Genomic DNA, 25,647 nt, shown 5'->3' with positions numbered 1-25,647 from the left:
AGTATCGAGAGCTGTTGCCCCTTTAGACCAGGCTCGCGCCGTCGAAGGCCGACCGTTTGATGTCGACCTCGAGCAGGTCGAGGATCGTCGGGGCAACGTCGTAAAGGTCGGCGTCCTCGATGGTCGCGTCGGGGTCGTCGATGAAGAGACTGGTGTCGTCGAAGCTGTGCATCCCGTTACGCGGCCCCGTGGTGAAGACGTCGTTGTCGGCTTTGAATCCCGACTTGAGGTCGAAGCCGTTGTTCGGAATCGCCACGAGATCCGGTGCGATGTCGTCGTGGTCGCCGCGGAACGCCGTCTCCTTCTCGACGACACGGTCGACGACTTTCCGACCGTCGGGACCCTCGAGGCCCTCGAGCATGGCCTTCAGTTCGTCGCGAACCGCGTCGTAGTCCTCCTGTGGGACCGATCCGCGCGGTTCCCGGCCCTCGAGGTTGAGGTAGAACCGGCCGGGGATGAACGAGTACGCGCGCGTCTCGTCGGCGATGTCGCCCAGTTCGTCCGGGCTGTCGGTGTCGAAGGAGAGCCAGCCCTCCTCGCGGAGCCACTCGTTGAAGTGGACCTCGTAGTCGAGGCTGGTGAAGCCGTGGTCGGAAGCGACGATCAGGGTCACGTCGTCGGGCAACAGCCCGCGGATGCGCCCGATGTAGTCGTCGAGTTTCTCGTAGAACTCGAGGAACTCCTCTCTGTACTCGCCGTCGCGCTCGTAGTCCTTGAACAGGAAGTGGTTCACCCGGTCGGTCGTCATGAAGACGCCGAAGAAGAGGTCCCAGTCGTCCGTCTCGAGGTAGTGACGGAACGCCTCGAAGCGGGCGTCGAGCGTCTCGTGGGCGTCCTGGATGAACTCGGTCTTGTCCGCCTCGTGGCCGAGTTTCGGGTTGACGTCGATACGGTAGTCGATCGACTCGAGATAATCGCGAACGTCGTCGGGGAAGGCCGCCTTCTCGAGGTCGGGGGAGAGAAAGCCCGAAACCATCCGCTGGACGTCCCGCTGTGGCGGAAAGGTGACGGGAACGTTGAACACGGTTGCCTTGCGCCCCGCCTCCGTCACGCGGTCCCAGAGGCGAGTCGCCTGCACCTCACGCCCCATCGGCACGTACGTCTCGTAGGTGCCGACCTCCCGATCCTGGAAGCCGTAGACGCCGGTCTCGCCGGGGTTGACGCCGGTCGTGAGCGCCGGCCAGCAGGCGCTCGACTCGGGCGGAACGATGCTCGAGATCTCGCTCGCCGTCCCCTCGTCGGCGAGCGCGGCGAAGTTGGGAAATCGATCGCGGTTGTTCGTCAGCAGACTGTACGGCACACCGTCGATACCGATAAACGCGACGCGCGGGTTCTCATCGCCGCGCAATCGGTCGAACAGACCCATGGGGCACCGTAGTCCGACCGGCTACAAGAAGGTTCGTCTCGAGACACTGTTTTCGAGAACGATAGAGCCCTCGCGTCCTGCCGCCCCTCCGCCGAGGGTGATCGACGCCACCGCAGCCGATTTCAGTCTCGACGCTGATTCGGTGCGTCGGGGTCGAAATTCGTCGGGACGACCGTCAGGTGGGCCATTCCGGGTTCCTCGTCGTCAGCCGACGCCGGGTCGTGGGTGGGGTGTTCGGTGGTCGCCATCTCGACTCTAGCTACACCAACGATACTCATAAAATTACCCATGCTCATAATGCATCGTTCGTACGGTGGAGATAACTCTCGAGTATCACTCGGCGAACGGCCGCAAAACGGAGGTGCGCTACCCGAAGTGCTCCTCGTAGAGGCCCTGGGCGTGCTCGATCGCGTCGTAGGCGGACTGCCTGTCCTCCCAGCCCTGCGTCTCGACTTCCTTGCCTTCCTCGAGGTTCTTGTACGTCGAGAAGAACTCGTCGATCTCGTCGCGCTGCTGTTGCGGGATGTCCTCGAGGTCCTGGACGTGATCGTACCGGGGATCCTCGTCGGGGACGGCGATGACCTTGTCGTCCTGCTCGCCGTCGTCGTCCATCTTCATGAGCGCGACGGGACGGGCCTCGATGACACAGCCGGGGAACGTCTGGTCCTCGACGAGCACGAGCACGTCGAAGGGGTCCTCGTCGTCGTAGTAACTCTGCGGGATAAACCCGTAGTCCGAGGGGTAGTGGACGTTCGAGTGGAGCACTCGGTCCAGGACGACGCCCGGCACGTCCTTGTCGTACTCGTACTTGTTTCGCTCGCCCTTGAGACACTCGACGACAGCGTAGATCGTTTCCGGTGCATTCGGTCCGGTCTCGAGGTCTTCCCAGAGATTGACCATACAGGCAGGTCCGTGGTCGATCAAAAAGTACTTTCGTAATCCCGTGGAGCCACGACGTGCTGGTGTTTCACGTGGCAGCCGAACGAACCGAAATTCGCCCGTATACGGGCCTTCTGCCCCGCGTAGCACCCGTTACCGCGCACTGGCGCAAATTGAATAGTTGGTAACTCTTAAATATCTTGGTGACATTTGCACATCCATGTCAGAGGCACAAGCAATCACCGGCGAGCAGAGTATCGCACGCGAACTTACAGCGTTTCAGCGCAACATTCTGGTCATCCTGGCGAAGGAGCCAATGTACGGCCTAGCCATCAAGCGCGAGCTTGAGGACTACTACGGGACGGAGGTCAACCACGGTCGACTCTACCCCAACCTCGACGAACTCGTCGACCTCGGCCTGGTCGAAAAGAGCGAACTCGACAAGCGAACCAACCAGTACGAACTGACCGACGACGGCTACGAGGCCGTCCTCGACGGTCTCGAGTGGTCGCTCTCGAAGGTCGTCACGGGCGACGACCGCGCCGACGAGATCGGCGAGATCATCGAGAACAGTTACTGAAGAACCCGTTCTGACATCACTGGGACGGTTCCGACCGGAATTCGGGCACCGGTTTTTCGGCCGTCTCGTAAATACGTTCGAGAGAGTTGTCTATAGCGTCGCGTTGTTTCTCGGAGGGCCAGGCGTTACGAACGAAGTACTCAGACCGGAACTCCGCGAGTTCGTCGCTCGAGGCCGACGTGATCGGTTTCGCGTAGTGGTTCCCCATGAAGTCCGCGAGCGCCTCGGCGGTGTCGCCATGGACGTCGCCGTGAACGTCGCGAACTTCGGCCGCGAGCGCCCGGTTTCGCTCGTCGACGGTATCCCAGTCCTCGGGATCGCCCGACCCGTCGAGCGGAATTTCGACCGCGCGCGTGAGGTCCTCGATCCGGTCCGTTCTGATGACCCCGGCTTCCTCGTCGTGCCACTCCTCGGGGTGTAAGACGAGTACCTCGTCGCCGTCGTCCGCGCGGACGTGGTCCGTGTAGTCGTGTTCCTCGAGCAACCGCTTCCGGCGGTCGGCGTAGGCCTCGCGTTCTCCCTCGTCGACGGCGTTTCGCTCGAGCCGTCGGAGGCGTTCGGCCTCGTCGACGACCTCGGCGGGCAGGTCGTGCGCTGCGTCGGACGCGTGGTCGGCGTCGTTTTCACCCGGTTCGGATTCGAACGCGTCGTGGCCGGTCATTCGTCTCGAACGGTAGGGCTCGAGGCTATTGGGCGTGCTGTTTCTGCTCACGACGACGCTACGATCTCCTGGAGCTGATACGTGTTTGGCTCGAGTTGGCACTGATGAGGTGCGGATGGCGCGTCAACGTTGCACTGGCGAACGCTATTCCCTGCTGATATGCCTTCGAGTACCCGGTTCGGTCGATACTCGCGGACGGTCTCGTCCGCGCGTATTACTCGACAGCGAACCTGTCTCGAATCTTTACGACATCGTTTCACATGCAGCTAGCGAATGTGCGAGTGAGTGGAACGACAATGAGTGTTCACGTTGACATCGGCGAAAACCGAAACGTTCGATTGACCGACGAACGCATCGAGTGTCGACCGCCGAATCGGATCGCGTTCGCGGCCGAAGGGGTGATTACGGTGACCAGAGAGCTGCTGGGCGAATTCGAGGGAGCATCCCTGAAACCGGTCCGCGTAGACATTTCGGTCGACGAGGCACGAACCGTCAGGGCCGACCTCGAAGGGCCGGCCTCGATCCGGCTCGAAACAGTGGACGTCGGCGTCGAAACGCCCGATACTGACGATCTATCGCCGGGGATGGACTCGGTCTCAGCTTCGGCGGACGACAGCGTCGAGTCGACCGATACGTCGCCTGGAGCGATTGCGTTCTCCGTCGAAGGAGCGATTGTAGACGTGCCGATGGAGACGCTCGACCCCATCACCGATGGCACGCCGTCGCTCGAGTCGGTCGTGTTCGCCGTCGACGATCCGGTCAGGACGGACGGCGGATCGGACGATGTCGTCTTCTCGCTCGGGCTTCTGGGCCACCGCATCGTCATCTACCGAAACGGCGCCATCGATGTCGGTACGGGCGAGAAGGGGGTGGACGTCGACATTCTGTGACGAGTGACGATCGACGTTCGTGGCCGCAGGGAACCGATCTCGCGCTTCTCACTGAGCCTGATCCAACGCCTCGTTCGCCAGCGCGTCCGCTCGGTCGTTGACCTCGCGGGGAACGTGCTCGAGCGTCCACTCGTCGAACTCGCGAAGGAGTTCGTGGACGGTCACCCGCTTTTCGCGCAGTTCGGGATTATTGGTGTTGTACTCGCCGCGCACCTGCTTCACGATCAACTCCGAATCACCGCGCACGTGGAGCTCGTCGTATCCGTAGTCGCGGGCCGCCTCGAGCGCCGCGATCAGGGCCTCGTACTCGGCCTGGTTGTTCGTCGCACGCCCGATCGTCTCGCTCCCCTCGCCGACGATACCCTCGCTCGTGACGATCACCCAGCCGATCCCGGCGGGCCCGGGGTTGCCGCGCGCGCCGCCGTCGAAGTAGACGTGCGCGCGACCGCCGCCCTCGCCCAGGAGGGCCTCGAGGTCGCGGGGCCTACCGCCCTGTATGACCACCTTGTTCTCGTAGGCGACGGCCGTCGCACCCCCGTGAGACGCCCGCCAGCGTTCGTGATCAGTGTTTCCCGACTCGACCGTCACTCCCGCGTCCTGGAGGCGGTCGCGGGCGTCTTCGACGTCGCACTCGATAACCGGCATTCGCCGAATTGTCGGCGTACTCCGGCTAAAACTGTTGTGGTTTCGATCCGAAAATCGGGCGTAAACCCGCCCGATCCCGTCGAATTCGGCCGATCCGATCCCTACAGTGAATATCCAGACCAAAGGTTTATATAATACCGTGCTACTACTATAAAAGTGCGATGACACGGTCCACCCGCCAGCGGGAGCGAATGCGCGAGACGGACGAGACCGAGGATCAAGAGGGGGTACGTGCGTGCCCCGAGTGCAACTCGGACAACCTCGTCAAGGACTCCGACCGGGGTGAGCTCATCTGCGAAGACTGTGGGCTCGTCGTGGAGGAAGAACAGATCGACCCCGGCCCGGAATGGCGGGCGTTCAACCACCAGGAACGACAGAACAAGTCCCGCGTCGGCGCGCCGACGACGCAGACGATGCACGACAAGGGACTCACGACGACGATCGACTGGAAGGACAAAGACGCCTACGGTCGATCCATCTCCTCGAAAAAGCGCAGTCAGATGCACCGGCTGCGCAAGTGGCAAGAACGCATCCGGACGAAAGACGCCGGCGAACGCAACCTGCAGTTCGCCCTCTCCGAGATCGATCGCATGGCCTCGGCACTCGGCGTTCCGCGATCGGTCCGCGAGGTCGCGTCGGTCATCTACCGACGCGCGCTCAAGGAGGACCTGATCCGCGGACGATCGATCGAGGGCGTCGCCACGTCCGCACTGTACGCTGCCTGCCGAAAGGAAGGCATTCCGCGCAGCCTCGAAGAAATTTCCGAGGTATCCCGCGTCGAACGCAAAGAAATCGGTCGCACGTACCGGTACATCTCGCAGGAACTCGGCCTCGAGATGAAACCGGTCGACCCGAAAAAGTACGTCCCTCGTTTTTGCTCCGAACTCGAACTCTCCGAAGAGGTCCAGACCAAGGCCAACGAAATCATCGAGAAGACGGCCGAAGAAGGGCTCCTCTCCGGAAAATCACCGACCGGGTACGCCGCGGCGGCGATCTACGCGGCCTCGTTGCTCTGTAACGAGAAGAAGACCCAGCGAGAGGTCGCCGACGTCGCGCAGGTGACCGAAGTCACCATCCGGAACCGGTATCAAGAGCAGATCGAAGCGATGGGCATCCACGGCTAACGTCGGTTAGCCGTTCGTTTTCAGCCGAACGAAGGCTCGAGAGTGTCTGGGCCGTTCGGACCGCCTGGACTGTCCAGAGCACCCAGCCCGACCGGAGCACCCGGACCATTCGGAGCACCCGAGCCGTCCGTGAAACTCGTCTCGAGTTACGTCACTGACAGCCGATTTCCTCGGCCCGCTCGAGTAACGCCGCTTCGCCGATCGAACTGCTCAACTGGTAGGTCAACTCGCCACAGTCCCACGTGACGAGGGTCGTCCCGTTGTAAGTCGAGACGGTCGCCTCGAGTTCGCCGACGTCCTCGCGGTCGGGGTCGTCGCTGCGGAGGTCGCCCTCCGAGACACTGAACCAGAGCAGTTCCTCGCCAACGCGGTGCTCCTCGTGGTAGGTCTGGACGCCGTTCCACTGGTCGGCGGACACGGACTGTCGTTCGTACTCGCCGGGGAACGTCGCGTTCGGAACCTCGAATCGCAGGTACTCGTTCGCTTCCGAGCGGTCCTCGAACTCGTGTTGTTCGAATTCCGGCTCTTCGACCGACCGCTCGTCGTCCGTGTCGTTCCCTGCTGGCGGGTCGAACAACCCGGCCTCGAGGTCCGCTTCGAACGTGACGGTCTCGAACGTACTGGTGACCTCGAGTTCGGTGCCGTCGACGTCCGTGTACGTTCCCTGCATTGCGAGCGGATACCCGTATTCGTCGTCGATCCAGAACGTCCCGCCCTCGAAGTCCGTCTCCTCGTACGCGCTCGTCTCGAGCGGGTAGACGTAACGGGTGTCGCCGACCAGTACGCCGATGCCACGGTCGACTGTCGTCTCCTTCGGCTCGATCGAGACGACGTGAGTCGTCCGGTTCGCGACGGTCTCGGTCCCCTCGTAGCTGACGTCGTACCGATCGAGGCGCTCCTCCAGTAATCGTGCCTCGTCATCGGCTTCGCTCTCGCTCTCGGACTCGGACTCAGTCTCGGTTTTGGACTCGGCTTCGAGGTCGTACGCGGTCACGTTGTCGGTCTCACCGTCGGTCAACCAGAGCGTCGAACCGTTTCGAACGGCAATTCCGCCTTCGTGGCTCTCCTTGAAACCGCTCGAGTCGATCACTTCCGATCGCATCTTCGACGGTGGGCGTTCCCAGACGCGTTCTGTCGTCTCGTACGTTCCTGCACTGTCCGTGAACGTGACTGTCCGCTCCCCGGTTAACGGCGGTACGTCGTCCGCCGTCACCGCCTCCTCGAGAAGCGTTTCCCCATCCGGTTGCGTCTCTCCGGAAATTGCCACCGTACACCCGGCACAGACGACCACGAGTGTGATCGCTGCGAGAACCAATCCGTCGTGAGTCCACCCCATACGCATTCGTACGCTTACACGCTTATCTAAGTATTTCTATGTCGGGGAAAATATCAATGGGGGTGGATGCAGTTGAGCCGTCGAGTGTGTGCGTACACCTCGGGCGTCGATGGGTCGGAGCGACGCGTCGAACGTGGTGTCAGAGGCACGTTCGGCTTGATGGATGCAGTGGAGGGCCGACTCCGCCCAGCACGCCGGTTACGGCCTGCAACTATCCGTTGAGACCGATGTATAATCAAATCGGACGAGCGACTTCACGCAGAGAAAAGACCATGGACTCTTTAAGACGCACCGCGTCTTTGATGGAAAGTTTGTTCGATACCGAGTGGTATCATCGGAGTATATCCTGGGAGTTTCGTACAATCGCTCTGTCCGCTCGAGAGCCCGTTTAGGCCGAATCGGTCGCAGTGTCGCCCACACGCCGTTCTCCGAAATCGTTCGCCGCTATCCGTCGTCGCCCCCGCGACGCCCTATCCCTACTTCGTTCCGTACAGCGAGTACGTGATTGCCAGCAATCCAAGCAACCGACTCACGTTCTCGAGGAAGACCGTCGTCGCCTGATCGGCGGCGGTGAGCGTCGTCACCGAGACGTTGATCACGAACGGGCCGAGCGTCAGCAACAGCAAGCCGATGGCGAGATACTTCATCGCTCGACTGTCGTTTCGCCGATAGCCGCGGTAGGCCTGCACAGCAAGGACCGTCCCCACCAGCGCGACGAGGAGCAGGCTCGCGACCGTCAGCAACTCGAACGTCGACGCCTGGTCGAGGCGGACGACGCCCCCGGTCATCGTAACTCCTCCCACATTCGGGTAAACTTGTCGGCGACGTCTTCGTCCTTCCGGGTAATTTCGAGGGACAGTTCGCCGTCCTCGAGGGTGACCTCGAGTCGCTCGAGGCGGGCCGCGTAGACGCTGTAGTGGTTGCCGTCCGGTGCGAGTTCGGTCTGTTCGCTGATCAGGTCACACTCCCGGAGTCGCTCGAGGCGACGGTAGATCGTCGGGAGCGACGCGTCACAGCGGTCGCTCAGGGTGCTGGCGGACATGGGTTCGGCGCTCGTTTCGGTGAGGATCGCGCGGGCGTACTCGTCGTCGAGGAGGGCCAGTAGTTCGGGGGGATCGGCGTCCTCACTCACGTTTGATACGTCGTTCCCCCACCGCTATCAAAAGCGCCCCGGTTTTTCTGGCTCAGAACATCCGCTCGAGAGCGTTCTGACTCGGACCAGCCGCTTGAGCGTGCCGTCGAACCGTCAGTCGCGCGGGTGAAACCGCTTGACGGCCGTTCGGACAGCGTCTTCGCGGCCGATGAACGTGACCCGATCACCCTCTTCGAGGACGGTGTCGGCCTCGGGAACGTGCGTCTCTCCGTTACTGGCGATCACGGCGACGATACAGCCGTCGGGAATCTCCGAATCGAGGTCGCGGATGGTCGTCCCGTCCAGTTCGGCCGCGGTGACGACGATCTCCTGGGCGTCGTGGCCCTCGCCGAGTTCGTTCATCCAGTGGGCCAGCGCCGGGCGTTCGATCTCGTTGTCGATGGTCCAGGCCGTCGCGCTCGAGACGTCGATGGCGTCGACGTCGAGCGTCTCGAACGCCTCCACGTTCTCCGGCGTGTTCACGCGGGCGAGCACGCGGTCGACGTCGAAGCGCGTGGAGGCGAGTTGTGAGACCAGCAGGTTGGTGTCGTCGTCGGCGGTCGTGGCGACGACCAGTTTCGCGTTGTCGATGCCGACCTCCTGAAGCGTCTCGGTCGAGGTGCCATCGCCGTGGTGGGCCGAGAAGCCCTCCTGACGGAGTCGCTCGACGGTCGCCGAGTCGCTGTCGACGAGGATGACGTTCTCTCCGCGGTTCTCCAGTCGCGTGGCGAGCGTCCGGCCGACCCGACCGCCGCCGACGATGATGGTGCGCATTGGTTCGATGTCGAAGTATTCCGCGAGCTGGCGGGCGAGCCCCGCCTGCAGCACGACCGTGATGAAGATGACGAGAAAGACGGTGCCGGCGAGCGTCTGTGCGGCCACGTCGTTGCCGGCCGTCTCGAGTTCGATGGCGAACAGCGTGGCGATGGAGGCGGGGATGATCCCCCGCGGGCCGACGAGACTCAGGAAGTACCGCTCGCCCGCGCTAAATCGCCAGTGGGTGGTCGCCGCGGCGACGATCAGCGGACGGACGATTAGCGTGACCGCGACCACGACCGCGATGCCGCCGAACCCGAGGCCGAGGAGCGCTTCCACGTCGATGAGCGCGGCCAGCGAGATGAACACGAATGAGAGGACGAGCAGGGTCAGGTCGCGGTTGAATCCCTCGATTTCCTCGCGGTGTGGCAGGTCGAGGTTGCCCAGGACGAACCCGGCCGTCCCGGCCGCGGCCACGCCCGTCTCGGGGAAAATCGAGTCGGCGAGGCCATAGGCGGCCAGCGCGCCGGTCAATACGACGAGACGGGCGGTCTGTGGGGCGTCGCCCGCGGGCTGTCTGACCCGCGTCAGCAGGGCGTAGACGACGATGGCGACGACGATCCCCACGCCGATGCCGACCGCGTAGCGCTGGAGGAAGTACACAGGCACGTGCGAGCGCTCGTCCCCGACGACGACCGTCTCGAAGATGACGATGGCCAGGAGCGCGGCCGTCACGTCGTTGACGATGCCCTCGGCCTCGAGCGCGGCCTCGACGTGCTCGCGAACGGTGATAACCTCGAGGATGGGCGTCACCACGGTCGGGCCGGTCGCCACCAGCAGGGCACTGATCAGGAAGGCGATTCCCCAGTCGGTGTGCAAGAAGTACCGGACGGCGAGGGCTGTCCCGCCGAGGGCGACGGCTGCACCGAGCGTCGTCAATCGGATGATGGCTCGAGGGGCCATCTCGAGCTTTTCCCGGCGGAGGTGAAACGCCCCGTCGAAGATGATGATGGCGACGCTCAGGCCGACGACGGTCGAGAGACCGGCGCCGAAGGTATCGATTGAGACGAACCCAAGTCCCTCGGGACCGACCAGCAGGCCGAGGAGGATGAGAAAGAGGACGCTCGGAATGCGCAGCCGATTGGCCAGCAGCTGTGCGGCCAGCCCGAGGACGAGGATGCCGACGATGACGGGGAGAATCGACGCCACTACGACGACGTATGTTGTTACGCTTGATATGAATTTCGAGCGCATACCGGCGTCTTCAGGCGCAGGTCGAGCGGTGGACCAGGTGTGACACCCACTGTCGGTGGCCGGATCGGATTTCGACCGTAATCGGTGTTGTGTGGCCCTGCGTACCACGAAGTGCTACGAATACCGTGAGATGCCGGCTCCGAACAGACACGGGGCGGTGACGAACGCGGTCTGTTCGGCACACGGCGATGACGTGGGATTCGATGGGGTCGTTCGAACATCGAATATCTTCGTGATCATGAGAGGCGACGCCTCTCGAACGATCCACTTGACCAGACCTCAGCCCCATACAGTGGAGAAACCGAGAGTTTCGCCGGAGTGTCTCTGGTTCCCCTCGTCGTCCTCAGATGGTCTCACTACGAATGGACGCATCATGTCGTAATCCTCGTGCTCGACCATGTGGCAGTGCCACATGTACGTCCCCGTCTGATCGCTGAAGAGCCCTTCGTACTCTCCAAAGTGAACCGCCACGTGGACTACCTCGGACGGGTGAACCGTGACCACGTCGTTCCACCCCAGTTCGTAGGGTTCGGGATCCTCGAGCGAGTCCAGATCGAGCTCGTCCTCTGCCGGATCGTAGTCTCCCGTTGGTTGCCGCCCCAGGACCTGAAAGTGTACTAGATGAAGGTGGATCGGGTGAGACATACCGGTCAGGTTGGGAATACTCCAGATCTCGGTGTCTCCGAGCCGTGGATTCTCCGTTACTGGATCATCCAGTGCGAGTCCGGACGTGTGTTCCTCGTTGCCGAGCTTGTGCAGATTTCGCCCGTACTCGTCGCTCTGTATCAAGAGCGGGAGGTACCGAGTATTGTCGACGGCATCCAGGGAAATCTCCGGAACGTCGGCCAGGTTCGACGGAACGGTATTCGTAGTACTCGTACCCTCCTCAGCAGCCGAGTCCGAGACGTCGACGAGCAGAATTTCGGGAAGTGACACGACGTCATCGCCTTCGCTGCTGAATTTACCACGGTACATAGCAGGTGCATTATTGTGGAGAAGCAGTGTCTCCCCTGGCCACTCCGAGAAGTCGACGACGACGTCACTGCGTTGTCCGGGGCCGACCTCGAGCCTGTCGTCGAGTTCGACAGGATCCGAGAGGAGGCCACCGTCGTTACCGATCTGAACGAACGGCGGACCGGTGTCGCCGACGGTTTCGGAGGACTCGTCGTACTCACGAAGGTCGAGACTGTAGAACCGACAGTTCGATCCGTTCAATATCCGGAACCGGTACGTTCGGGGCGAAACTGACAGTCGAGGCCAGGCTTTCCCGTTGACGACCGATGTATCTCCGTAGAATTCCGAGATGATGCTCGGATCGGGGAACGACTCGTCGGGCGCGTCGGCGACGGTACTTGGATAGAACAACGACCCATCATCGCTGAAACTCCGGTCCTGTAAGACGAGTGGAATCTCGTAGTCGCCGCTGGGAAGGCCGAGTTCACGTTCTTCGTCACTTCGGAGTAGATACAATCCGGCCAGACCGGCATAAACGTTCAATCTGGTAATGCCGACCGAGTGATCGTGATACCAGAGCGTCGACGCCGGTTGATCGTTCACGTAGAAGTAGTCTTTCTTCTCGAATGCCGGGCCGGTCTCCGCAAAGTCACGGGTATACCACCCCTGCGCTTTTCCATCGCTCTCGTGTTCGATGTTCCCTCCATGGAGGTGCGTCACGGCTCGTACACCCGGAGTTTCGTACGGGATCATCTCACTATGTACCGTCGTGTCTACGGGCAAGAGATGTTCGTCCGGCAGTTTATTCTCCCACCTGACGTAGATCGGTTCTCCCTTCTCAGCTTCGATCGTGGGTCCGTGGAAGTGTCCTTCGTACCCCCAGACGGTGGTCGCCGGAAGATCGGGATGTATCTCCTGGTCGAACTCCTGCATCTTCAACTCGTAGTATGGCCGGTCATCCTTGCTCCCAACCGGTTCAGCGGCACCGGGCTTCGGTAGGTCCGCAACTCACTTTTCGAGCGGAGGCGACGTATGATTGAGGATCGTCCGTGCATCCGATTGCTCTGGTGGACGTTCCTCTGGTTCCGTGTTCGCTGAGGGACTCGAACAGCCAGCGAGTCCCGAAATCCCAACTGCACTCGAGATAACCATGAGATCACGCCGAGAGAGGCCAGAATTGGATCGTTCGTCGTGGTCCACCATTTCGTCTGGAGGTATGGAACCCTCCCTTATCTGGAACGGGCCGATTCCTACCGCCTGGGAATCTTGTCGAAATCCGCTAAACGCGTGCAGCTCTCGGAAATCCGGACTGCTTTCACCCTTGCCGACCCGTCAGGCAGGTCGCGACGCACCTTCTCGGCGATATGAACATTCCAGGCCGTATCTCTGTCGAAGCAGACGGGGATGGCATCTTCGTAGCCGCAACCTCTATCGGTTCTTGGAATTCGAGGCATCGTAATCGCCAAATTCCGTGGTGACGCGTCGCTCCTGGACCTCGGTATCGAGGAACTCGAATCGTGGAACTCCCGGGTTTGATGAGTGGCTCTCAACTCGAGAGGACACTGTCGAAGCGATACGTGTGCCTTCAAATCTCTCCAACGGACGATGTCCCTCCACCAGCGGAAAATTTATCCACCGGCATCGTGATAAACTGAAGTAATGACTGACTCGCAGTTGACGGGCGTACTTCAAGAAACCCTTGCTCTCTTCGAAGTGGGAGGAGCGCCCAGGACGACGGCCGAGGTAGCCGACCAGATCAACCTCGACCGTCGGAAGGCCTACGAGCGCCTCGAGTGCCTCGTCGACCACGGTCGGCTGGAAACCAAGAAAGTAGGCGACAATGGACGCGTCTGGTGGCAGCCAGCTACCGAGCTCGAAGGGCTCATTACCGACGTCACCGACCGCAGGGAACGCGAACGCGAACTTGAACGCCGCGCCAATCAGCAACAGATCGTGGCGGATCTCGGGCAATTCGCACTCGAAACCGACGACCTGGATGAACTCATGGACCGGGCGGCACGTCAGGTGGCAGACGTCCTCGACAACGAGTACTGCAAGGTGCTCGACCTCGACCCGGACGCCGAGGAACTCTTGCTCCGCCAGGGCGTCGGCTGGCACGACGGAATCGTGGGCGAGGCAACTGTCTCTTCGGTCGAAGCGGACTCCCAGGCGGCCTACACGCTGGCGAACAATCACCCGATCGTCGTCGAAGACCTCGAGACGGAATCACGCTTTAGCGGCCCCGAGTTGTTGACGAGCCACGACGTCAAGAGCGGTCTCAGCACCATCATCGGGCCGTTCGACGACCCGTGGGGTATCCTCGGCACCCACGACATCGAACAGCGGGAGTACTCCGAGGAGGACGTGACCTTCGTCCAGAGTGTTGCGAACATTCTCGCAGAGGCGATCGACCGACATCAGTCCCAGGAGGAACTCGAACAGTTAGTCGCCGACCTCGAGGAGTCCAACGAACGGTTGGAACAGTTCGCGTACGCCGCCTCTCACGATCTCCAGGAACCACTCCGAATGGTGTCGAGTTATCTGCAGTTGCTCGAGCGTCGCTATAGTGACGCGTTTGACGAAGACGCCGAGGACTACCTCGAATTCGCCGTCGATGGAGCCGACCGGATGCGGAGGATGATCGACGGACTGCTTCAGTACTCACGCATCGAGACGTCGGGCGAGCCGCTCGAACCGACCGATCTCGATTCGATCCTAACCGATGTCCTTGAAGACCTGCAGTTGCGGATCGAAGAAAGCGCCGCCGACGTGACGTCCGAGTCACTTCCGCAAGTCGAGGGTGACGCGAACCAGCTCCGGCAAGTGTTCCAGAATCTGCTGAAGAACGCAATCGAATACAGCGGTGACGATCCTCCACGCGTTCACATCTCGGCTGAGGAAACGGGAGATGAGTGGATCATCTCGGTGCACGACGAAGGAATCGGTATCGATCCCGGCGACACGAATCGCGTCTTCGAGGTCTTCAATCGACTGCATAGCCACGAGGAGTACGATGGAACTGGCATCGGACTGGCGGTGTGTGAGCGGATTGTCGAACGGCACGGCGGTGAGATCTGGGTTGACTCGAACCCCGGCGAGGGAGCGACGTTCTCGTTCACGCTTTCCGACGCGTAATTCCGTAGCGTAGACGACTCGATTTTTGACCTCGCATTCCACACTACACCGACTGTTCAGTAAGCAGGTCTACGGGGCCGGTGGTTCATTGGATTCGGCACGAAACAATCCATCACCGTGCTGAACCCATTCTCTATATGCAGCACGCCTGCCCTCCTTCATGCCCTGAAGAACGTGGAGGGGGGGGGTCTAAATCAAACCTGCCTAGGAATTCGACGACCACTCGACGAGACATTTCAGGGGTTCGACGACCGCCCATCGAGAGTGAAACCACACCGTCCGGAACCCCGAGACGAACATTCAAACCCTCGCCGTCCCTACCTGAAGTGAATGCGCCTCGACGACTACATCGAGGAGTTAGAGCCCGACGAGGAGGCCGAGCGCCGGCGCCTCGCGAAGGAGAAGTCCTACGCCATCACGGACCACCTCGAGGACTTCGAACGCAACTTCGAGCGGGCGCTCTCGGGTGACACCCTCGTCGGCTCAACCGCGCCCTCCATCTTCGTCGGGCGATCGAACTACCCCGACATCCCGGTCGGCGTGCTCTCGCCGGTCGGCGACGAGGACGACGCCGAATCCTACGTCACCGACGGGAACTGGTACCGGCAGGGTTACGGGATCGACGACGTCCTCCAGCGCCGGACCGGCCTCCTGAACTCGAACAAGCGTGCCAACGTCGACGCACCGGGCATCGCCAGCCGACTCGCTCCCTCCGTCCAGGACGTCTGGGACGGCTTCGTCGGCGTCCAGCGCGAGGTGGCAATCGCCGATCGACCGGTGGACCTCGAGATCGGTCTCGAGGGCAAACCCGACCTGGGCTTCGACGCAGGCACCGACGTGGCGACCCCCCGCGGTCCCAGGGCGGCGGCCCGCTCCGCGGGCCTGACCGAGAACCCGCACGTTCCCCGGCCCGTCAAGAAGACCCTCGAGGACGACGACTGGCAGGCTCAGGGGGCGATGACCTACCTCTACCGGCGCGGGTTCGACGTCTACGAAATCAACTCGATCCTCTCGGCGGGAGCCCTCGGTGAGGCCGCCCAGCGGCGACTCGTCCCCACCAGATGGTCGATTACCGCCGTCGACGACACCGTCGGGCAGTACCTCCGTGGCCGGATCCGGAACGCTCCGAGCATCGACGAGGTACAGGTCTGGGCCAACGAGTACGTCGGAAACCGCTACTGGGTGATCCTCGCGCCCGGCACCTGGGAGTTCGAACTCGTCGAAATGAAGGCACCGGGAAGCATCTGGAACCCCGATCCGGGCGCCGGAATCTGGATGGCCAGCGCCTCGGAGGGCTATCAGGGCCGCTCGAGTTACGTCGAGGAAACGGCGGGCGCGTACTACGCCGCCCGACTGGGCGTCCTCGAGCACCTCGAGTCGGTCGGACGCCAGGCAAAGTGTCTGGTGCTTCGGGAGGTGAGCGACGACTACTGGGCGCCAGTAGGGGTCTGGCAGGTCAGAGAGAGCGTTCGGAACGCGTTCGAGAGCGCGCCGGGGGCCGCAAACGGGCTCGAGGGCGAGGACGGCAACCGAGCGAACCTCGCCGGCGAGTACGGGACTGCCGAGACGTTCCACGACGCCGTCGCAACGGTCGCTCAGCAATTGCCGGTCTCACTCGATCGGTTACGGCGAAAGTCGGAACTGGCGGCGGGCGTGCAGTCGAGTCTGGCAGCGTTTTCCGGGCGGGAGTGAGCGGGGACCACGCCGGTTCTGGCCGATTCGGTGGTGGTCTCAGGTCTCGATCCGAGGGCTCAGTCCTCTGATCTCAGCCCTCTGATCTCGAATCTGACGTTTCAGACGATCCGCTCGTCGTCCTCGTCCTCGGTGCTCCGTCGCTTCCCACGGTGTCGCCGGTCGTCCTCTTCCTCACCGAGGTCGCCCTCGGAATCTGAAACGGCATCCATCTCCTCCGCCTTCCGTTTTCTGGCGCTGTCACCGCTCGCGTCGTCTATGCTTCGCTCGTCTGTACCTCGTTCGCGGCCGGGTTCGTCACCTTCCCGCGCGAGGCCGCCGTGGTGCTGGTCGGGCGTCTTCGACCTCGAGTCGGGGTCGACCGCTGATTCCTCGTCGTCGAAGACCCCGTCGCCCTCGTCGAACAGGTCTTCGTCCTGCTCGAATACCTTCTCCGTGTCCTCCTCGTCGACTCGGCCGTGACCCTCGTCGAGACCACGGGTTCGATCCGGTTCCGACCGGTTCGGTTCCGTCTCCCGACTCCCCGGTCCCTCCTCGATCGGCTCTCGTTCGTCGACATCGGTCCTGGTCTCCGTCTTCGGTTCCGCTTCCATCCCCGATCCCGTCTCCATCCCCGACCCCATCTCCATCTCGTGACCGCTCGAGTCACCGACATCGCCGGCTCCCATCGCGCCCGGACTCCGGAGGTGAACCTCCGTGCTGGTCACGTCGGAGACGTCGGACTCTTCGAGCGTGATCGCTTCGTCGCTCGGCGACCCCCAGCCGAGGGCGGCCTTAATGCTGTCGGTGATCCCCGGGTCGGGCTCGACGTAGGCAGTAGCGCCCTCGACGTCAGTGACCATACCGACGTCGTCGCCGTGCTCGTTGATGACACGCTTACCGACGTCCTCTGGCGTAAATCTTGCGGACATAGCGCTCGAATCAACGGGCGGCACACGGATGCAAGTGGACCTTGCATGCGCGTGCTATCTCTTGACACGCCATGGACGACGGAAAAAACGATCGGAACCTGGTTCGAACCGGTTAGAGGTCAGTTCCGCGGTCCGTTCCTCTCGTGCCGGTCGTGTCACCGAGGTCGGATCGGAGGTGGATCTTGTCGTCGGTGACTCGCTCGATGGCGCTCTCCTGGAGGGGGTAGGTGTCTTCGTTAGTGTCGCCCCAGCCGAGTTTCGCCTTGATCGTATCCGTCATTCCCGGGTCCGGTTCGACGTGGGCCGTGCCGTGTTGCATGGCGGAAACCATGCCGATCGTTTCGCCGTTCGCGTTGACCACTGTCTTGCCGATGTCGTCCTCTGTCAGGTTTCGTGCCATTGCACTCGACCAGTCCACGAAATCGATGAAGGGTCTGCTGCCTGCCGCTGCAGGCACTCGAGAAGATCAGTCGAAATCCGGCTCTCTTCCCTCGAGAAAGGCCGATACGCCCTCCTCGTGGGAATCGGAGGTGTACGCCTGCACCTGCAACAGGTTCTCGTACTCGAGGGCCTCACCCCAGTGGCGACCGAGGTTTTCGTGCATTGCCCGCTTCATCAGCGCGATGGTTTCGGTCGGTCGACGTCCGAGTCGATCCACGGTCTCCTCGACGCGCTCCTCGAGGTCGTCGGGGTCGACGGATTCGTTTATCAGGTCGAGGTCGGCTGCCTCGTCGGCGTCGAAGAATTTCCCAGTAAAAGCGAGTTCCTTCGCCGTGCGCAACCCGACGAGTTTCGGCAGGAGAAACGTCCCGCCGGTGTCGGGAATCAGCCCGACACGCACGAACGCACACGAGAACGTCGCGTCCTCGACGGCGTACGCGAAGTCCGAGAGGGCGACGATCGCCAGGCCGGCGCCGACGGCGTCGCCGTTGACCTTCGCGACGGTCGGCACCGGGCACTCGAGCATCTCCTCGACGACCCGGCCGAACGTCTCGGTGATTCGGTTGAACGCCTCCTGTGGTCCCTCCCGCCGCTCGGCCATCGCCTGAATGTCGCCACCAGCGCTGAACGCCGTTCCTTCGCCCGTTAGGACGACGGCGTGGTGGTCAGCCGGCGACACGTCGGCTATCGCCTCGGCGAGCGTCACGGCCGTCTCCGTCGAGAAGGCGTTGAGCACGTCGGGTCGATCGAACGTGATCCGAACGACGTCGCCTGTATCGTCTACCTGCATGCCTCGAGCATTCGCCAGGAGGCGCTTAACGGTATGCGTTCAACGCTCGACGGCCGGGGACGCGACAGGCTGGAGGACAGTAACGAACGCCTACCAGTCTCCATCCAACGAATAACCATATGTGGTTGTCTGGATTTCTGACCTATGGTAGGGCTCACCGGTCGAATTGGGCGCTCAGACGAGGAACCGTTCGCGGCGTCGCTCGAGTCGCTCCGTCACACCGATCGGCTCGAGGCGACCGTTACTTACGACGAGGGCATCGTCCAGTTGGGACACACGGCGTATTCCGAATACCCAATCGACAGTTTCGAACGCGGACGATATCGAATTCGATTCGAGGGGAAACTGTACGACGTACCCGATGAGAACCGTCGCGAGGAACTCGAACGGGTTGCGCCGTTGTTGTTCGAGGACGAGATCGCCACCGGCGATATCGACGACGGGTTCAAAGCGCTTCGCGATTGGATGCTATCGGTCGACGGCGCGTTCGTATTGACCGTCCTCGATACCGAAACTGGCGAACTGGCCCTGTGTAACGACGTTCTCGGTCGGTTACCCACGTACTTCTACGCCGACGCGGAGTCTATGGTCTTCTCGCGAGAGCTTCGGTACGTGCTCGAGTCCGTCGACGTGGCATTCGATCGTCTGGGAGCCGCACAGTGTCTTCTCTTCGGCTACTCCCTGGGGAACCGAACGCTCGTCGAGAACGTGCGTCGTCTCCGACCGGGGTCGCTCGTTCGCGTTCGAACCGACCCCATCGAAACGAGCACGCATTCGGTGTACACGTTCTCCTTCGACGACCCGGCGCACGCCCACCGGAGCCGAGAACAGAACGCTACTCAACTGGCGACCCGGTTCGTTCAGGCATGTGAGCGTCGTGCAGGTCATTTCGACACGGATCTCATCTCGTTGAGCGGTGGTCTCGACTCGCGGTCGGTACTCGCTGGCTACCACGCCGCGGGTTGTCCGGTCGAGGCGGCGACGATGGAGTCTCCCGAGTACGTTCCCGTCTCGGATGTCGACATAGCTCAGGAGCTAGCCGCGGACTTCGAAGTCGACTGGCGAACGTACGACGTCGGCCAGCCTCGAGGGGCCGACCTCGACACGCTCGTGAAGACGAAAAACGGCCACATCGGTCTCATGACGTCCTTCGTCCTCACCTTCTTGCGCCATCTCGAAGCTGACTACGGGGCGTCGATTGCCTACATCACGGGCGACGGCGGTGACAAGGTGCTCCCGGACCTGACTCCCACGGGTTCGGTTCACAGAGACGCCCTCGTCGACTACATCGTCGAGGAGAATTCCATCCTGGACATCGGTCAGGTGTCTCGAATCACTCGCGTCTCCGAAGACGCGATCAGACGGAGCGTTCGCGACCACGTCCAAACCTACCCCGAAACGACTGTCGACGGCCTCTACACCCACTTTCTGCTCTACGAACGAGCCGCGAACTTTCTCTTCGAGGGCGAAGACCGAAACCGACTGTTCTTCTGGAGCGACACCCCGTTCTACTCGCTCCCGTTCTTCCGCTATGCGATGAACTGTCCGCCAGAACAGAAACGACGGTACAACCTCTACCGCTCGTTCCTCGAGGCGCTGTCGCCGAAAGCGGCGAGTCGAACCCACGCCGTCTACGGTGCTCCGGTCAATTCGAGACGCCACGTGGCAGCGGCCCTCCTCGACGACGTACTCTCGCGATATCCCGCCGTCCTGGAGACGCTCAAGCCGATCATCAAAGCCGTCAACGACCTCGATACGGATTCAGACCTCGATGCCGACACTATCGACTGCATCCGCCGCCAGGTCGATCGAATCGAAGGGGTAGACGTTGGACTCGATACTGACGAACTACATCGATTCCTCGATACCGCTAACGATCGGGAGAAATACGCCGTCTACCGCATCTTCGCGATCACTTCTATCGTCGACGACCTCTCCTCGACAGATCGAAAGAGCGTCCTCGAGTCGAGAGAGGACGCCGTCTTTGCCTGAGTCCGACGTATCGTTTCTGCATGGACAACTATGATGCTTCTGTAGAATCCGAAAATTGTAATACTGGAGTCTGCAATTTATGGATATGCGTACCCTGGATAAAATCGACATCGAGATCCTCCACCACCTCGTCGCGGATGCCCGCCAGCCCTACAGCGAGATCGCCGAACGGATCGACGTCTCCGCGCCGACGGTGTCCAACCGAGTCGACCGGCTCGTCGATCTGGGCGTGATAGATGGCTTTACTGTCGACGTCGACCGATCGACCGTCTCTGCGGGGACCGAGGTACTGATCGACTGTACGCTCTCGCCGGACGCAGACGACGGAATCGCCGATCGGCTGTCCTCGTTCGAGGAGTTCGAACACGTCTTCGCGACGGCGGACGGCCGGGTCCTCGCGACCGCTACCATCTCCCAGGCACGAATCCGAGCGGTGCTCGCCGACGCGGTCGACCTCGAGTCCCTCGACAGCTACCGGGTTCACCTGCTCGAGGACTGCCACTGGTCCCCGTCGATTGCCTCCTCCGATCTCGCTTTCACATGTGACGAGTGTTCGAATCGGGTGACGGACGACGGCGTCTCGATCACCATCGACGACGACCGCTACCACTTCTGCTGTCCGTCCTGCCGGTCCGCGTTCGAAGAGAGCGCGACGATCAGTGAGTCTGCGTAACTCGGTCGAGAATTCACGCAAACCTGCGAGAGCCGAGAGAACCGGGCTTACCCGAAGTTTTCGATGCGTGCCTCGTCCGGATCCCCGCCGGCGGCATCGATTGCCTCGGCGACCCGGTCGACGAAGTCGGCGAACCCGAAGACGTAGCACCGCCCGTCCTCGAGGTGTGTGTCGACGGCCGACTCGAGATCCTCGTCGTCGTCCGCCTCGAGTACCGTGACGGTCGCCCCCGCTTCCGAGAGCGCCTCGAGTCGCTCGGTGTGGGCCGGTTCGTCGTCCCGGTAGATGACGGTCGCGTCGTGGCCGGCCCTCTGGGCAGCCTCGGCGATGGCGACCGCAGGGCCGATGCCGGGTCCACCGGCGATCGCCACGACGTCACCGTCGCCCTCGTAGGCGATCGTTCCGAACGGGCCCTCGACGTGAACCGTTTCGCCGCCCTCGAGGGAGGCGAGCCACGGCGCGAGTTCGCCGTCGGGGTCGACCCCGACGGTGATCTCGAACGTCTCCTCGACCGTCGGCGACGAGAGTGTGTAGTGGCGCGCGACCTCCTCGCCCTCGGGTGCCGCTCGGAGGAGGACGAACTGCCCGGGGAGCGCCTCGAACGCTTTGGGCGTCGCGAGCTCGAGTGCGACGGTCGACGGTCCCACTTCGGTGACGGACTCGACGGTAACGGCCGTGCCTTCCATACCGGACCGTACCGGCGGGTGCCTCAAAGAAGTTCCTTTCCCCGCGGCGGTTTCAGGTCTCGAGCCGTCGATGCTCTCGCTAACGCCTCGTGTTCTGGGGGCCTCGTTCAGGCCTCGAGTTTCGGGATTCGGGAACCTGGTTCCCCCTCGAGTTTCCGGGCCCGCTTACCCCTCGAGTTCGTCGCCGTATCGACTCTCCCACAGGCGGAGGTAGACGAACAGCGGGGCGAGTGTCGCCCCGGCGTCGGTCGGTTCGTACTCGACGCGCGGAGGAACCTCGTCGTAGGCGGTTCGCTCGAGCAGTCCGGCGTCGACGAACTCAGAGAGGCGCGCGGAGAGGGTGTTCGGGGAGGCCGGAACCACGTCCTCGAGTTCGGAGAAACGACTCGGTCCGCCCGCAGTCGTGATCGCCCGCAGAATCGAGAGGGCGTGTCGGTGCTCCAGGAGCGAGAGAACGTCCGGTTTCGCTGGCGACTCGTCGGTCGCTTCTTCTCCGCCTGCCGTTTCCACCCCCTCGGGAACTTCTCTCACGTCGGTCGCCGACTCGAGGGCCTCGGGCGCCGGAACGTCGAGGATCGTTTCGAGCGCGTCCGTGATGGGATCTGAATTGGCCATACGACCACTACGTATTCTGTAGTATTAAACTCCTGGATGTATAGCGAACTATTGAGTCCTACTGGGCCGTGGTCTCTGCTCTGGTTCGCGTCCGAACACTCAAATGATTCCTGTGTGTGAGACGAATCATGTCTGAACGAGATGCGATCGACGCAGTGGACGAACCCGTGACAGTGTCGTCGCTCGTCGAGGACCTCCGGGCGCTCGGGCTGACGGCAGGCGAGACAGTGCTCGTCCACTCTTCGCTCAGCTCCTTCGGGTGGGTCTGCGTGGACGCCCAGACCGTCGTCGACGCGCTCATGTCCGCCGTAACCGAGGCGGGGACGCTCGTTATGCCGACCCACTCCGGACAGTACGGCGATCCGGCCGTCTGGTCGAATCCACCCGTTCCCGACGACTGGATCGACACGATTCGAGCGGAGCGACCACCCTATCGACCGAAGACCACGCCTACACGCGGCGTCGGCGCGGTTCCGGAGTGTTTTCGATCGTACCCCGACGTCTATCGGAGCCAGCACCCGACCGTCTCGTTCGCGGCCTGGGGTGCCGACGCCGAATCTATCGTCGCCGACCACGCGTTCGATAACGGCCTGGGGGAGCGTTCACCGCTGGCTAGCGTCTACGACCGCGCCGGCTCGATCCTCCTGCTGGGAGTCGACCACAGTGCCAACACTTCCCTCCACCTCGCCGAGTACCGGGCGGACATCGATCGGTCGAGGACCGACAACGTCGCCACCGTTCTCGAGGACGGCGAACCAGTATCGGTCACCTTCCAGGACATCGAAACCGACGCCAGCGACTTCGCGACCCTCGGCGACGCGTTCGAGGACGAACACGACTCGAGCGTCCGACGCGGATCGGTCGGTGCTGCCGACGCGCGGTTGATTCCCCAGCGAGCGATGATCGACTTCGCCGTCGGCTGGCTCGAGGCGAATCGGTAACGCGCTCCACCACCGACGCGAGACCTCGAGAATCGACCACGCGCTCCCGTCGATCACTCGAGGCTCGAATCTTCCGTGGATTCGGCGGACTCCGCTCCTGCGTCCCTGACCTCGACCTGTGAGATACGTGTCCCCTCGACTGCCGCAACGGCGAACTCGTACCCCTCGACCTCGAACTCGTCACCGACGTCCGGAACGCGACCCGCTCGAGACAGGATCAACCCACCGACAGTCTCGACGCCGTCGGCTTCGAATGCGGTCTCGAGCGTCTCGTTGAGCCTCGAGACCGTGAATCCGCCGTCAACGACGTAGGTGCCGTCGGCTCGCCGATCGACCGACGGTTCGTTCGTGGCCACGTCGAAGTCGTCGCGAATGTCGCCGACGAGTTCCTCGACGACGTCCTCGACGGTCACGATGCCCTCGAACGCGCCCCACTCATCGACGATGGCGACCATCTGTTTTCGTTCGCGCTGGATCTGCTCGAGGAGGTCGGTGACCGAACCGGTTTCCGGATAGATGAGCATCTCCCGGGCGACGTCGCCGGCCGTTAGCGCGTCGGCGTCGCGGTTCTCGTGGGTGACGCGGAGAACGTCTTTCACGTCGAGGAAGCCCTCGATCTGATCGTCGGTGTCGGGATCGATCACTGGGTACCGGGTGTGGCCTTCTTCGATGATCCTGGACCGAACGGCCGGAAGCGGCGTGTCCGCGGAGATGGTGATCACGTCCGGCCGTGGAACCATGACCGCCTGAACCGAGAGGTCGTCAAAGTCGAACACGCGCTCGATTAGTTCGACTTCCTCCATCTCGATGTTGCCCTCTCGGCCAGCCGTTGACAGCACGGCGAGAATCTCCTCTTCGGTCAGCACTTCCTCGTTCTCGGAGGCCGGCGGGATGCCGATGAGCCGCGTGAAGAAATTAGCCGTCCCGTTGAAGACGACGAGTCCGGGGATAAAGACGTAGTAGAAGAGTTTCATCGGCCGGGCGACGATCAGCGCCACGCGTTCTGCCTCGGCGATCGCGATCGTCTTCGGGGCCAACTCGCCGAAGACCACGTGCAGGAAGGTGATGATACTGAACCCGACGGCGAAGGCGACGAGGTGGATCAGCCCCTCGGGCAAGACCGGCGACAGTACGGGCTTGAGCAGGGCCGCCACGGCCGGTTCGCCGATCCAGCCCAGTCCAAGCGAGGAGATGGTGATGCCGAGTTGTGTCACGGCGAGGTAATCGTCCAGGTTGTCCATCGCGTCCTGTAAGAGGACTGCCCCCGAACGACCTTCCTCGACGAGCGCGTCGACGGCTGTCGCTCGAATCCGAACGTACGCGAACTCTGCGGCGACAAAAAATCCGTTCAGGAAGACCAGGACGAACGCGACGAGGAGTCGACCGACGGAGAGGGCGACGTCTACCATCGACGACTCCATGACGTTCCCGCATCGGGCTGGGTGCTCGAGTCGCGAATGAGGCGACCACTGTACGGGCCAGGATCGTGCATATCACCATCTATGAGCTTCGAGCAGTTAATTCCCTAGAAATGCGTCCCTTGTTTGGATCAGCCATTGAACGACGCTCGAGACAGCTACCGATGCGGACTCTTTCCAGAAATCGGCCACGTCGGCGACCACACAGCCACGAATGGCCGCGAGGCGTGGCCGACTCGAGCATGAGTGATCCACCATGACACAGTACAGTGTCACTTGGCACCCGAACTGGGACGTTCGTGAGCCATTTGCACTCACAGGGGTCGTTGATGTGTCGATTCCTCAGTCGGCGGGGGATCCCGTCGACGATCTACTATTGGGCAGATCTCATTATAAAACCGATTTAATGAGCAAAATTGGCAATAAGATCGTATTTTTAGGCTATATAAGATATAATTGCCTAAATAAATGAATGTTTGTCAGAATTATATGGGTGCGTCGGTGTAGAACTATTCGGTTGATCACTGGCGGTACACGAGACGGGTTCCACTGGCGATGCTCGAAACGGAGTACGACTGACGGTACTCGAGACATGCACCTCTGGCGGTACTCGAAGCAGGAACCCTAATCGAACCCGCACGTCCGCGATCCGTCGATCAAACCCCGCATTGGTCGACGATGTTCGATGGTAGTCACTCATCGTATGCATCTCGAGCGTCTCGTCACTCGAGCTACGGGCGTGATACACGAGCGGAGAGAGTCGAATAGTCGAGGTG

Annotated in this window: 22 protein-coding genes and 3 pseudogenes; 8 read left to right on the top strand and 17 right to left on the bottom strand. The window is 62.1% G+C overall.

The window, feature by feature from the left end:
• Positions 1-22: 22 nt before the first annotated feature.
• The 3 genes from J1N60_RS13235 to J1N60_RS13225 all read right to left on the bottom strand — a co-directional run bounded on the left by J1N60_RS13235 (position 23) and on the right by J1N60_RS13225 (position 2,266).
• Complete coding sequence (locus J1N60_RS13235; protein ID WP_312908114.1) at positions 23-1,366, bottom strand: alkaline phosphatase family protein; 1,344 nt, start codon at positions 1,364-1,366, stop codon at positions 23-25.
• A gap of 122 nt (positions 1,367-1,488) precedes the next feature.
• Positions 1,489-1,614, bottom strand: a complete 126-nt coding sequence (locus J1N60_RS13230; RefSeq protein WP_312908113.1) for a hypothetical protein — start codon at positions 1,612-1,614, stop codon at positions 1,489-1,491.
• A gap of 118 nt (positions 1,615-1,732) precedes the next feature.
• Positions 1,733-2,266 carry an inorganic diphosphatase gene (locus J1N60_RS13225; protein ID WP_312908111.1) on the bottom strand — a complete coding sequence of 178 codons (534 nt, stop codon included), beginning with the start codon at positions 2,264-2,266 and terminating at the stop codon, positions 1,733-1,735.
• Between the two features lie 199 nt (positions 2,267-2,465).
• Between J1N60_RS13225 and J1N60_RS13220 the strand changes: the two genes are divergently transcribed.
• Complete coding sequence (locus tag J1N60_RS13220; RefSeq protein WP_254156554.1) at positions 2,466-2,825, top strand: PadR family transcriptional regulator; 360 nt, start codon at positions 2,466-2,468, stop codon at positions 2,823-2,825.
• Between the two features lie 16 nt (positions 2,826-2,841).
• Here the strand turns inward: J1N60_RS13220 and J1N60_RS13215 are convergent, their stop codons facing one another.
• A complete protein-coding gene (locus tag J1N60_RS13215) occupies positions 2,842-3,486 on the bottom strand; it encodes a DUF7108 family protein (RefSeq protein ID WP_312908109.1) in 645 nt (214 codons plus the stop codon).
• A 296-nt stretch (positions 3,487-3,782) separates the two neighbouring features.
• Between J1N60_RS13215 and J1N60_RS13210 the strand changes: the two genes are divergently transcribed.
• Positions 3,783-4,376 carry a hypothetical protein gene (locus J1N60_RS13210; RefSeq protein ID WP_312908108.1) on the top strand — a complete coding sequence of 198 codons (594 nt, stop codon included), beginning with the start codon at positions 3,783-3,785 and terminating at the stop codon, positions 4,374-4,376.
• A gap of 48 nt (positions 4,377-4,424) precedes the next feature.
• Here J1N60_RS13210 and rnhA read toward each other — a convergent pair whose 3' ends face one another.
• The gene (gene rnhA, locus J1N60_RS13205; RefSeq protein ID WP_312908107.1) at positions 4,425-5,021 is read right to left on the bottom strand and encodes a ribonuclease HI; all 597 of its coding nucleotides are present in this window, start codon (positions 5,019-5,021) and stop codon (positions 4,425-4,427) included.
• A 161-nt stretch (positions 5,022-5,182) separates the two neighbouring features.
• Here rnhA and J1N60_RS13200 point away from each other — a divergent pair, with 161 nt between their 5' ends.
• Entirely contained in the window at positions 5,183-6,145 is a 963-nt protein-coding gene (locus tag J1N60_RS13200; RefSeq protein ID WP_254156548.1) for a transcription initiation factor IIB, read from the top strand.
• Positions 6,146-6,296: 151 nt separating this feature from the next.
• On the opposite strand, the gene J1N60_RS13195 is transcribed toward J1N60_RS13200, so the two are convergent.
• The 6 genes and pseudogenes from J1N60_RS13195 to J1N60_RS20655 form a co-directional block, all read right to left on the bottom strand.
• Complete coding sequence (locus tag J1N60_RS13195; protein ID WP_312908105.1) at positions 6,297-7,481, bottom strand: LolA family protein; 1,185 nt, start codon at positions 7,479-7,481, stop codon at positions 6,297-6,299.
• Between the two features lie 476 nt (positions 7,482-7,957).
• Positions 7,958-8,269: a DUF7521 family protein gene (locus J1N60_RS13190; protein WP_312908104.1), complete on the bottom strand. Its 312-nt coding sequence runs from the start codon at positions 8,267-8,269 to the stop codon at positions 7,958-7,960.
• Positions 8,266-8,613 (bottom strand): helix-turn-helix domain-containing protein, encoded by a 348-nt coding sequence (locus J1N60_RS13185; protein ID WP_312908102.1) that lies wholly within the window; start codon positions 8,611-8,613, stop codon positions 8,266-8,268. Before J1N60_RS13185 ends, J1N60_RS13190 begins: the two co-directional genes overlap by 4 nt.
• Before the next feature lie 114 nt (positions 8,614-8,727).
• Positions 8,728-10,623, bottom strand: a complete 1,896-nt coding sequence (locus tag J1N60_RS13180; RefSeq protein ID WP_425499291.1) for a cation:proton antiporter domain-containing protein — start codon at positions 10,621-10,623, stop codon at positions 8,728-8,730.
• 279 nt (positions 10,624-10,902) lie between these two features.
• Positions 10,903-12,780, bottom strand: a pseudogene (locus J1N60_RS13175) (multicopper oxidase family protein).
• A gap of 110 nt (positions 12,781-12,890) precedes the next feature.
• Positions 12,891-12,998 (bottom strand): annotated as a pseudogene (locus J1N60_RS20655) (DUF7567 family protein); the annotation flags it as partial.
• 451 nt (positions 12,999-13,449) lie between these two features.
• Here J1N60_RS20655 and J1N60_RS13170 point away from each other — a divergent pair.
• Positions 13,450-14,712: pseudogene (locus tag J1N60_RS13170) on the top strand (sensor histidine kinase); the annotation flags it as partial.
• Positions 14,713-15,042: 330 nt separating this feature from the next.
• The gene (locus J1N60_RS13165) at positions 15,043-16,404 is read left to right on the top strand and encodes an Nre family DNA repair protein (protein WP_312908096.1); all 1,362 of its coding nucleotides are present in this window, start codon (positions 15,043-15,045) and stop codon (positions 16,402-16,404) included.
• 101 nt (positions 16,405-16,505) lie between these two features.
• Here J1N60_RS13165 and J1N60_RS13160 read toward each other — a convergent pair whose 3' ends face one another.
• From J1N60_RS13160 to J1N60_RS13150, 3 genes are all read right to left on the bottom strand, one after another.
• The gene (locus J1N60_RS13160) at positions 16,506-17,315 is read right to left on the bottom strand and encodes a hypothetical protein (protein WP_312908094.1); all 810 of its coding nucleotides are present in this window, start codon (positions 17,313-17,315) and stop codon (positions 16,506-16,508) included.
• Positions 17,316-17,427: 112 nt separating this feature from the next.
• Positions 17,428-17,715, bottom strand: coding sequence for a hypothetical protein (locus J1N60_RS13155; RefSeq protein WP_312908093.1), 288 nt, complete (start codon positions 17,713-17,715; stop codon positions 17,428-17,430).
• A 66-nt stretch (positions 17,716-17,781) separates the two neighbouring features.
• Positions 17,782-18,546: an enoyl-CoA hydratase/isomerase family protein gene (locus tag J1N60_RS13150; RefSeq protein ID WP_312908092.1), complete on the bottom strand. Its 765-nt coding sequence runs from the start codon at positions 18,544-18,546 to the stop codon at positions 17,782-17,784.
• Between the two features lie 144 nt (positions 18,547-18,690).
• Between J1N60_RS13150 and J1N60_RS13145 the strand changes: the two genes are divergently transcribed.
• Together J1N60_RS13145 and J1N60_RS13140 are read left to right on the top strand one after the other, a co-directional pair.
• Positions 18,691-20,538 carry an asparagine synthase-related protein gene (locus J1N60_RS13145; protein ID WP_312908091.1) on the top strand — a complete coding sequence of 616 codons (1,848 nt, stop codon included), beginning with the start codon at positions 18,691-18,693 and terminating at the stop codon, positions 20,536-20,538.
• Positions 20,539-20,623: 85 nt separating this feature from the next.
• A complete protein-coding gene (locus J1N60_RS13140; protein ID WP_312908089.1) occupies positions 20,624-21,211 on the top strand; it encodes an AsnC family transcriptional regulator in 588 nt (195 codons plus the stop codon).
• Between the two features lie 47 nt (positions 21,212-21,258).
• Here J1N60_RS13140 and J1N60_RS13135 read toward each other — a convergent pair whose 3' ends face one another.
• Together J1N60_RS13135 and J1N60_RS13130 are read right to left on the bottom strand one after the other, a co-directional pair.
• Positions 21,259-21,897 (bottom strand): FAD-dependent oxidoreductase, encoded by a 639-nt coding sequence (locus J1N60_RS13135; protein ID WP_312908087.1) that lies wholly within the window; start codon positions 21,895-21,897, stop codon positions 21,259-21,261.
• Positions 21,898-22,062: 165 nt separating this feature from the next.
• Positions 22,063-22,512 carry a winged helix-turn-helix transcriptional regulator gene (locus J1N60_RS13130; RefSeq protein WP_312908085.1) on the bottom strand — a complete coding sequence of 150 codons (450 nt, stop codon included), beginning with the start codon at positions 22,510-22,512 and terminating at the stop codon, positions 22,063-22,065.
• Between the two features lie 128 nt (positions 22,513-22,640).
• Here J1N60_RS13130 and J1N60_RS13125 point away from each other — a divergent pair, with 128 nt between their 5' ends.
• A complete protein-coding gene (locus J1N60_RS13125; RefSeq protein WP_312908084.1) occupies positions 22,641-23,453 on the top strand; it encodes an AAC(3) family N-acetyltransferase in 813 nt (270 codons plus the stop codon).
• Between the two features lie 53 nt (positions 23,454-23,506).
• Here the strand turns inward: J1N60_RS13125 and J1N60_RS13120 are convergent, their stop codons facing one another.
• Complete coding sequence (locus tag J1N60_RS13120) at positions 23,507-24,862, bottom strand: hemolysin family protein (RefSeq protein WP_312908082.1); 1,356 nt, start codon at positions 24,860-24,862, stop codon at positions 23,507-23,509.
• Between the last annotated feature and the right edge of the window lie 785 nt (positions 24,863-25,647).

This window comes from Natronosalvus caseinilyticus (assembly GCF_017357105.1).
Classification (GTDB): domain Archaea; phylum Halobacteriota; class Halobacteria; order Halobacteriales; family Natrialbaceae; genus Natronosalvus; species Natronosalvus caseinilyticus.
The sequence above is the reverse complement of the archived record's forward strand: the minus strand, read 5'-3'. Positions and strand labels throughout refer to the sequence as shown.